The sequence below is a fragment of the Schaalia sp. lx-260 genome (assembly GCF_021083645.1).
Lineage (GTDB): Bacteria > Actinomycetota > Actinomycetes > Actinomycetales > Actinomycetaceae > Pauljensenia.
Genome location: NZ_JAJNRQ010000002.1, coordinates 118,625 through 130,677, shown reverse-complemented (window position 1 = coordinate 130,677; position 12,053 = coordinate 118,625). Strand labels below are relative to the sequence as shown.

Below are 12,053 nucleotides of genomic sequence, written 5' to 3'. Positions count from 1 at the left end.
TAATTAGGCTGTGCGATGTGTTTCATCCACCTGTTTTAATCGTTGCGATACGACCCGTGTCACTCCTTCACGCATTGTGACACCGTATAAGGCGTCTGCGATTTCCATTGTACGTTTTTGATGGGTCACAACAATTAATTGGCTGGTTTCTTGAAGCTGACGGAATACCTCAATCAGACGTGACAAATTCACATCATCAAGGGCAGCTTCGACCTCATCCATCACGTAGAAAGGTGACGGACAGGCACGGAAAATTGCCACAAGAAAAGCCAAAGCTGCCAAAGAACGTTCACCACCAGAAAGCAGCGAAAGTCGTTTAACTTTTTTTCCTGCAGGGCGAGCTTCAATTTCAATACCCGTGGTCAACATATCCTCAGGATCAGTCAATACCAAACGCCCCTGTCCTCCGGGGAAAAGAGTAGAAAAAACAGATTCAAATTGTTCCGCAGTTTCATTCCACGCACGAGCAAAAGCTTCCTGAACAAGACGATCAACGTCACGAACGATATCCAATAAATCGGCTTTTGATTTCTTTAAGTCTTGGACTTGCGATACTAAAAACTCATGACGACGAGTTAAAGCTTCATGTTCTTCTAAAGCTAATGGGTTCACACGACCAATTCGTGTCAGTTCTTTTTGTGCTCGTTCACGCGCATTCTCTTGTTGTTGACGCACATAAGGAACCATTTCCACAGATTCACCTTCTTGGGGTGGCTCTGCATCAAAAGAATGGTTTCCTTGAACGAGGTACGCCGGAACCAGGATATGCGGACCATACTGTTCAACAAGCTCATCACTTTCGCATCCCAATTCTTCAAGGGCACGCGCTTGCACATGTTCAAGGCGCATACGCAATTCAGCACGAGCAATTTCATCACGTTGAGCAGCCTCACGTAATTCATTTTCTTGTATATGACACTCCGACAACTTTTGACGGTAACGCGAAATATTTTCTGATATGTCACTGCGTTCCTGCGCTAATTGGTCACGAGCACAGGTCGCACGCGATACCGTCATCTGAGCTGCGTCAATTGCATGTTCAACACGCACAATCACTGAACGAGTATGTTCTAAAAGGCGTTGGCGTTTACTTTCACGACGACGATAATTCTCATGCTCCTCACGCATTCGCGCAGCACTTTGCCGTAAATGCCGCGCACGCGCCTGTATTTGTCGTGATTGCTCTTCTAACGCACGTAATGTCAGTTTTGCTTGTGTTTCATTTTCCCTGGCAGAACGCGCTTCTTGGGCGGCACTTTCAGCCATTTGTTGCACATGTGTGACATCTTCTGGTGGAGTAAGGGCAGAAGCCGCTTCCACACGTATACGCGCTTCTTCCACACGTTCATGTGCCCACGCTACTTGGTCATCCGCTCGCTGAGCAATGGAACGAGCACGCTCAGCTTCAGCTGAAGCCGCTTGCGCAGCTGACATCAATCGCGCACGTTCCTGCGCAATTTTCGCACGTTCAGCATCCTCCTCACGTAAGGCACGTAAAGCCTCATTTGCTTCTTTCACGTAAAGATCTAAAATTTCGTGAGCTTCAATAAGGCGCGCTGCAGCCTGCTTTTCTCGTTCGTGAGCGGCCGTTGCCTGAGCAGCAGCTTCATCATAGTGAGCACGTAAAGCTAAAGGAGAGCTTGTGGCTTGGCCTTGCCCAGTAACCCACCATTGGCTCAGGCAATCACCGTGTTGTGTCACAACTGTACGCACATCTTCACGTTTAAGTAGCTGTGCGGCTTGTTCAAGGTCCTCACAGATTACAGCACCTTGCAGCATCTCCATTACATACGAGTAGGCCACCGAATCAACGTGAACACATTCAATCGCCCAGCGCGTTCCATGCGGTAAATCAGGCTGAGGTGTGCTGTGGCTTTGCGTGCTAGGAACGCTACGATTAGCAATCACCATTCGCATACGTCCCGTTGATTCTTGATGACCACGCCGAAGCTGGTCAATAGCCACTGCAAGCGTATCCGCAAGCACCGCATCAGCAAAAGGAGCTAATAAGGCAGCAATCGCATCTTCATATCCGACTGTGATACGCAAAAAAGTAGGGATATCACCCATAATTCCTGCGCGTCCAATCAAATGCGCTGTTGCATCGTGTGGTGTGAGGGACTGTGCTAAAGCATCTCGACGTGACTGCCAATGTGCCCTATCTGTACGCGCTTCACGTTCTTCAATAAGGAGCGTATCAACCTGAGCGCGTGCCGCATCACGTTTTTCAATTGCGCGAGTGTGAGCATGTGCCGCAGAGTTTTCATCTGCGTAAACAGATTCCTCCTCCTGGGGCGGGATCTGCGACTGTGCTTCTTCTTGTCGTGTAATCGCTTCACGAAGAACCGTATGTGCGCGTTCGGCTTCTGCTTGAGCTGCTTCATATCGTGAACGAGCTGACGCCATATCGCCTGTCAGACGCGCTATTTTTTCCCGATAATCTGCTAACGCGCGATGAGCTTGAGCTAAACGCTGCGCCTTATCATTTTCTTCAGCTTCACACAATTCCTTCGTACGAGTAGCTTGGAGGAGTTTTTGTCGTTGTGCTTCTACTTGTTCAAGTAGTTCCGCGTCTTCTTGACTTGCTTTACGGGCACGTTCTTCCAAGTCATGTGGGTCATCGCCTACAGGAGGATCATACGCATCTGAATGAAGCGCAAGGCGTTCTTGTGCGGCTAGCAGTGTCGCTCCTAAACGCTCTTGTAAGGTCATAGCGCGTTGCCATGCTTGTGTTGCCCGATCAACGGCGGGTGCAAAGTGCGCTTCGGCTTGTTCACATTCGCGTAATTTTTCGCTCAGTTGCGCCGTTTGTTCTTGTAATTGTGCGAGGCGTAAACGGGTTGCCTCATTGTCACCATTATGTGCTTCGAGTTGTTCACGTGCACGCATGATGTCATCGGCAAGGAGGCGTGATTGTGCGTCACGTAAAGCTGCGTGAACACGATGCGCACGACGCGCAGCTTTTGCTTGCCGAGCAAGAGGGCCAAGTTGCCGGTGGATTTCATGAGTCACATCCAAAACGCGCACAAGATTAGCATCCATGTCGCTGAGTTTTTTCAGTGCGCGTTCTTTTCGACGGCGGTGTTTGAGCACTCCTGCTGCTTCTTCAATAAATGCTCGTCGTTCTTCAGGAGTCGAAGAAAGGATTGCATCGAGCTGTCCTTGTCCAACAATGACGTGCATTTGTCGGCCCATACCAGTATCTGACAAGAGTTCTTGTATATCTAAAAGACGGGCAGGAGCATTGTTAATGGAATATTCTGAGCCGCCACCTCGAAAAAGAGTACGTGAAATTGTCACCTCAGAATATTCAATGGGGAGTAACCCGTCAGAGTTGTCAATGGTCAGTTCCACTTGTGCGCGCCCCAATGCAGGGCGTGTGGATGTACCCGCAAAGATCACGTCTGACATCTGTGCGCCACGTAGTGTTTTGGCGCCTTGTTCGCCCATCACCCATGCAAGAGCATCCACGACATTTGATTTTCCTGAACCATTAGGACCGACCACGCAGGTGATTCCTGGTTCCAAACGCATCGTCGTTGTGCCGGCAAAAGATTTGAAGCCACGCAAAGTCAAAGTTTTGAGGTGCACGCCACAAGAATAATGCTCCCTGAGCTTTTTGTAGACTCAGGGAGCAAAATGTTGAGGAATTTCGCTTAATCGTGGAACACAAGTTCAGGGAACCACAAGCCTATCTCGCGTTCTGCTGATGTTGGCGAGTCCGACCCGTGGACAATATTGAATACGGAAGATCCGCCCCAGTCTCGTCCTAAATCACCACGAATAGTCCCTGGAGCTGCCAGTGTAGGATTTGTTGCGCCCATGAGATTACGGATTCCTTCAATGACACGATCGCCTTCAACGACACATGCAACAAGTGGTCCTGAACTCATGTATTCCAAAAGATCTGGGAAAAAGTGTTTTTCTCGATGTTCAGCATAGTGCTCAGTTAAGAGAGCAGTACTTGCTTTTTTAATTTTCAGGCCTTTGAGGACATAGCCTTTTGCTTCGATACGGCGAAGCACCTCTCCTGTGAGGCCTCGGGCATAACCATCTGGTTTTACAAGAAGCAGTGTGTGTTCTTTTTGAGGGTCAAGTAAATCCGGTGTGGGCATATTTTTGCCTTTCCTGAGTAGGTGGCTGCGCGTATTCCCACAGATTTTCTATGGGAATACACGCAGCCTTTTGTCGGTTTATGTATCGGTGTCGTGTCCTTCAATATGTCGAACCAGAGCAGTGACAGCGACTTCAGCATCGATGCCAGTTGCTTTCACCGTTACAGTCTGTCCTTGTCGTGCGCCAAGGGTCATAATTTCGAGAACGGAGGATGCATCTGCCCCATCAACGAAAGTTTCTGCATCGAATGTCGAGGCCAGACGAGCCAAAAGTGCGGCAGGTCGTGCATGTAATCCTTCAGGATCTGCAACTACCGCTTGCGCAGTGATAGGTGCAGGTTCATCAGTATTTACAGTTTCATCTGGCATCCCCTTATTTATGCAGGGCGATACGGAATTCGAAAAATATTTTGGTGTTTGCGGTTTCCATTGTGATGCCGCTTGACGTGCAGCTTCAACAACTTCATCTAAGGTGTCACCGATTTGCGCACGTACTACCGCCGCGATTGTTCCTTCGACAAGAGGCGCATCAACCAAAACAAGCTTTTCAGGGGTATCTGACATTTCAACAACAGATTCTGCTGTCATTGTTGCCGACCCTAGATCGGTGAGGATAAGGACTCCGCCATCTACTTCTTCACTCACATGTGAAAGTGCCGTGTTGATTGCCATGTCAATACGATCATATGAGGTGCCAAGTCCGTTATCTTCACGACCTCCAGCCGGCAGGATATGCACGTTAGGAGCCATTTGAGCTGCAAGTTCAGCAAGCCCCTGCGCTAGTTGCATACTGTGGCTGACCAGAACAAAAGAAACACATGCCATTTTTATTCCTCTGTTGCTGCGTATGCCGCGTTCAGAATAAGGGCAGATGAGACGGCTCCCGGATCTAGGTGTCCGATGGAGCGTTCCCCAAGGTAGGATGCGCGTCCTTTTGTTGCTTGCATAGGTTGTGTATCCGCTGCTCCTTGGTGTGCTGCTTGAGCTGCAGCTTTCAAGGTTTCCTGTGGGCTTTGCCCTGCTTCGGCGGCTGTCCGTGCTGCTCGCACAGCGGGCGCCCATGCATCCACCATTGTTTTTTCGCCTTCTTCTGCTTTGCCTCGTGCTTGAATACCTTCAAGTGCGGCTTGCAGGAAAGTAACAACTGTGTCTGCTGTTTGTTCATGCGGATCTACAGCTTTTGCTGCACGCAGGAAAGCTGTACCGTATAGAGGTCCTGCTGCCCCTCCAACGGTTGACATCAGAGTTTTCGCTACGATTTTCAGGACTTCTTGAACTGTTTGCGGAGCTTCATTTTCAAGCACTGATATCGTATGAGTAAAACCACGATCTAAGTTTTCACCATGATCGCCGTCACCGATTGCTCGGTCAAGATCGATTAAATACTCACGTTGAGCAGCAATATCAGCTTGAACATTACGCATCCATTTTATCGCCCATGCGGTATCAAGCGTCATATACATGTCCTTACTTCCAAGCCGGCGTATGAACCGGTGCATCAAAGAGTTCTAGCAGTTCTTCATCAACTCGAAGCAAGGTAACAGAAACACCTGGCATCTCAAGGCTGGTGACATAGTTACCGACCATTGAGCGTTCAATAACAATTGAATCGGCTTCAAGTAGCTCTACTAAACGCCGATGACAAATGTACAGTTCGCTAGAAGGTGTCCCGCCCATACCATTAATGAGGGTAATGACTTTTTCGCCTGCTTTTAACTCAAGATCATCACGAACTTTTCCGTAAAGTTCAGCAATTAAGTCATCAGCAGATTCCATGTGTCCACGACGATATCCTGGTTCCCCGTGGATGCCAATGCCTAACTCAATTTCATCATCAGCTAAATCGAAAGAAGGCTTTCCTGCGTGAGGAACAGTGCATGGACCTAATGCGAGTCCCATCGAACGCATCTGATCGTTGACCTGCTGAGCTATACGTGTCACTGATTCAAGATCATCACCACGTTCTGCTGCAGCACCGGCAATTTTTTCAACAAAAATTGTTCCAGCAACTCCTCGACGTCCTGCTGTATATAAAGAATCTTCTACAGCTACGTCATCATTAACGATGACAGTTGTCACGGTGATATCTTCCATTTCTGCCAATTCACTAGCAGTTTCAAAGTTCAACACATCACCGGTATAGTTCTTGACGATATGCAAAACACCTGCCCCATGATCTGCGGCTTTTGTTGCTTCAAGAATTGGATCTGGTGTTGGCGAGGTGAAAACTGCTCCCGGAACTGCTGCGTCAAGCATTCCAAGGCCAACATATCCTGCGTGTAATGGTTCATGACCTGAACCGCCACCGGAAATAATGCCAACTTTTCCTGCTTCTTTCGGAGTCTTGCGGGTAACAAAGTCGGGATCAAAATGAACATCAACGAGGTCAGCATGTGCGTGCGCAAATCCTTCAAGAGTTTCTTTCACGACATGGTGAACATCATTTACAAGCTTTTTCATATTGCCTCCTCGCAATCGTGTGAGCTATCTACTCACAAAGACGTACTCTAATAGTGTCACTGAGGGAAGTATCCCACCTCATGAACACCATGAACATTTTCTCTTTTTAGTGAACAACTACTGAACATCTGAAACATTTATTTCATAATTTATTCGTTTATAAGAGAAATATATCCACAACACGGCAAGGAATGCAACAATTCTTTACATAAAACAGTAAAAAGCTTTTACTTACCTTTGCGCGCCTGAATCATATCAATCACATGACCAGCCAAAACAACAGATCCAAAAACAACAACACCAGCACTATCAGCAGAATCAGTTGTAGATTCTGCAATATGAACCGCACGATCAATTGCCTCGACCAAATCATCATGAACATCCACACGATCCGGACCAAAAACATCAACAGCAATACGTTGCATATCTTCTAACGGCATCGCACGTTCACCATCCATAGGAACAAGAACAAGATGGTCAAATACCGCCTCAACCTCAGAAAGAATACCTTCCACATCCTTATCGCCCATTGCAGAGAAAACTCCAACAATTCGTCGGAAACCAAAAGACTCCTCTAAAGCCTGCGCCAATACATGAGCTCCGCCAGGATTATGAGCAGCATCCACAATAATGGTCGGTGAACTACGAATAACCTGCAGACGCCCCGGTGATGTTACCTGTAACATGCCATCTTCCAAAAGACGTCCATCGATAGCACGGCCCCCAAGAAAAGCCTCAACAGCTACAATCGCAGCAGCAGCATTATGAGCCTGATGCTGTCCCAAGAGCGGAACAAAAACATCTTCATATACCGCTGAAGGCGTACGCACTGTTACCAGTTGCCCACCCACACCAAGCTGACGATCAACAACCTCATAATCTCGCTTTTCCACCCGAGCTACAGCATCCACTTCCCTAGCACGGGCCAGTAGGATCTCCAAGACCTCAGGATCTTGCTCGGCAATTACAACAACTTGGCCAGGTTTGATGATACCGGCTTTCTCGCGGGCAATATCACAGATATCAGTTCCCAACCATTTTTCATGATCTCGCGAAATAGAGGTAATAATACTGACATCCGCATCGATCACATTTGTTGCATCCCAGCGTCCTCCCATACCTACTTCAATGACTGCCGCATCAACCGGATAATCAGCAAAAGCTGCCAAAGCCATCACAGTAAATACTTCAAAAAAGGACAAAGTGCTTCCACCATTGTCACGAGAGCGCGCATCCACCATATCAATGTAGGGCGCCACATCCTGCCAGGCTGCAATAAAACCAGCAGGACTTATCGGCTGATTTTCTAAACTCAAACGTTCACGTACATCACGCAGATGAGGTGAAGTAAAACGCCCCACTTTCATTCCTGCCGCACCAAGTAAAGCATCGACCATACGCGACGTTGATGTTTTCCCATTCGTTCCCGTGATATGCACGCTCGGATACGTATTCTGCGGATCTCCTAAAATATCAAGAACCGCCTGTACACGCGATAATGTCGGGTCAATATCGTGTTCAGGGGCGCGCGCAATCACCGACTGATAAATCTGATTCACTTGTTCCATCAATGCAGCATCTTCAGCGGCCGCATCTAAAGCTTGAAGATGTTCACGTTCTTGACGATCAGCCTCAATATCTTCTATCCATTCTTCACCTTCAGGAAGTTTTCCTTCAAGTTCAGCTAAAAGCTGCGGATCTGAACCGATAAGCAAAGAATTTTCCACTAAAGCACGTAAAGCCGCCGCACGCACCGCATCGGATTCGTCTTCGGATTGAATCTGTGATTTTTCTTCATCAGAGTTAGCACGAGAAACTTCAAGGTACGGGAGGAGATCTAAAGGAATATTTCCCTGTGACTCCTGCTCGTCATTACCGAAAAAAGCAGGATGCTCGTTCGCCATTACGTCCTCCCAAAATTTCTTCTCTTTCCTCCCCATAGTTTAGTGCTATCCCTACCTCAGAAGTATGTGAAGAACAAAAACTCAAAACAGAAGATAACCTGTGAGGAAGAAAACGAAAACTGGGGGCTACCTTATACAGGCAACCCCCAGACCATAGCCGTTATATGCACATAAAGTACATAAAACGCTCACATGTCATTGCAGTCCTAGCAAGGGACAACACTCACAAATAAACGTTCATCCTCGACTTCATGAATCGTCACAGACACAGCTAAAGTTTCCCCTGCGATCATGTCCTGCCAGGTACGTACAGCTTCCACACGAGCGGAAGGCACTTTCAAGGTCAGATCAATACGATCAGCAATATGCAGCCCACTGTTCTTACGTTCTTCTTGAACCGCACGAACAACGTCACGCGCATACCCTTCATCTTCAAGCTCAGGTGTCACAGTAGTGTCAAGAGCGACAATAGATCCATCTGAAAGAACCTGAGTAACCTGCCCTTCAACAGCATCAACACGTATCGACACGGAGAACTGGTCACCTGTCAAAATCACAGGCCCATCCAGTGTTTCCACACCCGGGAAAATAACCCGCTCGCCATCATCGCTCAACTCCCACTGCCCTGCTTTTTGAGCAGCATACAGCGCTGAAGTGTAACGACGAATAGCCGGATCAAAACCACGTGGATTCAAAGAAAGCTCGTTAGAAACGACCAAACCAGATTCTTCCGGTACGACAAAATTGACAGACTTGACATTCACTTCACTTGCTACCAGATCAGCACACTGGCTCAATGACTCTGCCATTGGTGATACCACCACAAGAGAAGCTAAAGGCTGGCGGACACGTAAAGAATGAGTTTTACGCAAAGCATGGGCAGCTGAAACCACAGCACGCACCATATCCATGGTTTCTACCATATGTGGGTCAGATACGGTCTGAGGCAAAAGAGGCCAATCCGTCAAATGAACAGATTCACCACCGGTTAGGCCTCGCCATATTTCTTCTGCCAGTAAAGGTGCAAGTGGCGCACTCACCTGAGTCAATACGACAAGAGCCGTGTACAGTACATCAAAAGCTGAAGGATCTTCATCCCAGAAACGCTGACGCTGTGTACGCACATACCAGTTTGTCAGCACATCCAAATACTCACGAACATACTCACACGCAGCCCCAATGTCATACACATCAAGAGCTTCACGTACATGGTCAGCCAAATCTCGCGTATGTGCAAGCAAATAGCGGTCCATTTGCGCCAGCCCCGCAACAACCTGCGGATCTGAAAGATCAAGAGTATGGGCTTCATACCCTTTATTTCCATTTGCAGCGCCCGCATACAATGCGAAGAAATAGTAGCTATTCCACATAGGAAGCAATACCTGACGTACCGTGTCACGAATAGCATCCTCAGTAACGACGAGATTACCGCCACGTACTACCGGCGAACTCATCAAAAACCACCGCATCGCATCAGATCCATATGTGTCAAAAACCATCGACACATCCGGATAATTACGCAGTGATTTACTCATCTTCCGCCCGTCATCACCAAGGACAATACCGTGGGACACACAGTGACGGAATGCCGGTCGATCAAATAAAGCCGTCGCTAAAACATGCAGAACATAGAACCATCCACGAGTCTGGCCGATATATTCCACAATGAAATCACCCGGATAATGCGATTCAAACCATTCTTGATTTTCAAAAGGATAATGAACCTGAGCAAAAGGCATTGACCCTGATTCAAACCAGCAGTCCAAAACGTCAGGAATACGACGCATCATTGATTGCCCTGTCGGATCGTCAGGATTAGGACGAACCAAAGTATCAATGAAAGGACGGTGCAAATCAGTAACAGGAACACCAAAATCAGCTTCAAGCTGAGCAATCGAACCGTACACATCCACACGTGGATATGTTGGATCATCACTGACCCATACAGGGATAGGAGCGCCCCAGAAACGGTTACGTGAAATAGACCAGTCCCGGGCACCAGCTAACCAGTTCCCAAAAATACCATCTTTTGTATGTGCTGGAACCCAGTCGATTTCTTGGTTCAGTTCAACCATACGCTCACGAATAGCGCTCACTTTAACGAACCACGATGAAATGGCTTTATAGATGAGTGGCTGACGGCAACGCCAGCAATGCGGATATGAGTGAACATAGGATTTTGTTTGTACCAAGAGAGCACGAGCACTATCAGATACTCGCGCTAACGGTCCTGTCCCCTCGCGTAAATCTGTCACAATACGCTTATTGGCTTCAAAAACCTGTATTCCCTCATAATCATGAACTTCTGAAGTAAAACACGCGCCCTCATCGACAGGAATAACAGGGGAAATCCCCGCTTCCTGACAGACAATCATGTCATCTTCACCAAAAGCTGGGGCAATATGCACCAGACCCGTACCATCCTCAGTTGAAACATAATCACCAGTAATAACTGTCCAGCCATTAGGTCCGGGAGCTGCACCTACCGCGCGTGAATCCTCATTATCAAAATAGTCAAAAATAGGATGATAACGACGACCTGCAAGATCACACCCCTTAAATTGAGCAAGGATCTGTGGTTCCTCCCCCAGTTCCTTCGCATATGCTTCAAGGCGAGCCTGAGCTAAGACAACACGCTGACCAGCAACAGGCGAGGAATGATCCGCAGCTACCTGCACCACCACGTAGTCAATATTCGGACCTACGGCAACTGCAAGATTAGAAGGTAAAGTCCACGGTGTTGTTGTCCAAATCAACACCAACTCACCTGTATCACTATCTGCAAGTAATGGCTCTGTTAAACGCATACCTACCGTCACGGTAGTGTCTTGACGATTTTGATATACGTCGTCATCCATTTTAAGTTCGTGATTACTTAAAGGAGTACGATCATGCCAGCAATAAGGCAAGACACGGTGCCCTTGATAGGCCAGACCCTTGTCATACAGTGTTTTGAAAGCCCAAATGACTGATTCCATATACGTGATGTCAAGGGTTTTGTAGTCATTATCAAAATCAACCCACCGTGCTTGACGAGTCACATAACGTTCCCACTCATCGGTGTAGTGCAGAACAGAGCGACGACATGCCTCGTTAAAAGCTTCAATACCGATTCCGCCCTCACGGGTAATTTCGGTGACATCATCAATGCCAAGGATTCGCTGTGCTTCTAGTTCAGCGGGTAAACCATGAGTATCCCAACCAAAACGACGTTCTACGTGCTTACCTCGCATACTCTGGTAGCGGCCTACAACGTCTTTCACATATCCCGTCAGGAGGTGACCGTAGTGAGGTAAGCCATTAGCAAAGGGCGGACCATCGTAGAAAACGAATTCATTTGCCCCGGCCTCTCCCGCCACACGCTGTGCAATGGACCGACGGAAAGTGTCCTGAGCTGCCCAAGTTGCAAGGGTGCTCGTTTCAAGTTGAGGGAATGAGGGAGCTGCCTCAACCTCAGTTTCCCTATGGCGTGGGTAATATCCGTGCTTCGTCATTGTGTCCTCATGTCTGCGTTACACACAGGGACGAGGAGTGACGTCGTCACACACCCGCGGTACCACCCCGCTTGCTTCAT

Annotated in this window: 7 protein-coding genes; all 7 read right to left on the bottom strand. The window is 47.9% G+C overall.

The window, feature by feature from the left end; all coding sequences use genetic code 11:
• Positions 1-3 precede the first annotated feature (3 nt).
• Positions 4-3,591: a chromosome segregation protein SMC gene (gene smc / locus LRP57_RS02530; RefSeq protein WP_231204820.1), complete on the bottom strand. Its 3,588-nt coding sequence runs from the start codon at positions 3,589-3,591 to the stop codon at positions 4-6.
• Positions 3,592-3,656: 65 nt separating this feature from the next.
• The gene (ndk, locus tag LRP57_RS02525; protein WP_231204818.1) at positions 3,657-4,115 is read right to left on the bottom strand and encodes a nucleoside-diphosphate kinase; all 459 of its coding nucleotides are present in this window, start codon (positions 4,113-4,115) and stop codon (positions 3,657-3,659) included.
• Positions 4,116-4,193: 78 nt separating this feature from the next.
• On the bottom strand, positions 4,194-4,940 hold the full coding sequence (gene dhaM, locus LRP57_RS02520) for a dihydroxyacetone kinase phosphoryl donor subunit DhaM (RefSeq protein WP_231204816.1): 747 nt from the start codon (positions 4,938-4,940) through the stop codon (positions 4,194-4,196).
• 2 nt (positions 4,941-4,942) lie between these two features.
• Entirely contained in the window at positions 4,943-5,572 is a 630-nt protein-coding gene (gene dhaL / locus LRP57_RS02515) for a dihydroxyacetone kinase subunit DhaL (RefSeq protein WP_231204813.1), read from the bottom strand.
• Between the two features lie 10 nt (positions 5,573-5,582).
• Complete coding sequence (gene dhaK / locus LRP57_RS02510; RefSeq protein ID WP_231204811.1) at positions 5,583-6,575, bottom strand: dihydroxyacetone kinase subunit DhaK; 993 nt, start codon at positions 6,573-6,575, stop codon at positions 5,583-5,585.
• Positions 6,576-6,802: 227 nt separating this feature from the next.
• A complete protein-coding gene (locus LRP57_RS02505) occupies positions 6,803-8,479 on the bottom strand; it encodes a bifunctional folylpolyglutamate synthase/dihydrofolate synthase (RefSeq protein ID WP_231204809.1) in 1,677 nt (558 codons plus the stop codon).
• A 206-nt stretch (positions 8,480-8,685) separates the two neighbouring features.
• Positions 8,686-11,973, bottom strand: a complete 3,288-nt coding sequence (ileS, locus tag LRP57_RS02500) for an isoleucine--tRNA ligase (protein ID WP_231204806.1) — start codon at positions 11,971-11,973, stop codon at positions 8,686-8,688.
• Between the last annotated feature and the right edge of the window lie 80 nt (positions 11,974-12,053).

Excerpts from the sequence above, each read along its gene's own strand:
- ndk (WP_231204818.1), bottom strand. The coding sequence starts at position 4,115 with ATGCCCACACCGGATTTACTTGACCCTCAAAAAGAACACACACTGCTT.
- dhaM (WP_231204816.1), bottom strand. The coding sequence starts at position 4,940 with ATGGCATGTGTTTCTTTTGTTCTGGTCAGCCACAGTATGCAACTAGCG.
- dhaL (WP_231204813.1), bottom strand. The coding sequence starts at position 5,572 with ATGACGCTTGATACCGCATGGGCGATAAAATGGATGCGTAATGTTCAA.
- dhaK (WP_231204811.1), bottom strand. The coding sequence starts at position 6,575 with ATGAAAAAGCTTGTAAATGATGTTCACCATGTCGTGAAAGAAACTCTT.
- LRP57_RS02505 (WP_231204809.1), bottom strand. The coding sequence starts at position 8,479 with ATGGCGAACGAGCATCCTGCTTTTTTCGGTAATGACGAGCAGGAGTCA.
- ileS (WP_231204806.1), bottom strand. The coding sequence starts at position 11,973 with ATGACGAAGCACGGATATTACCCACGCCATAGGGAAACTGAGGTTGAG.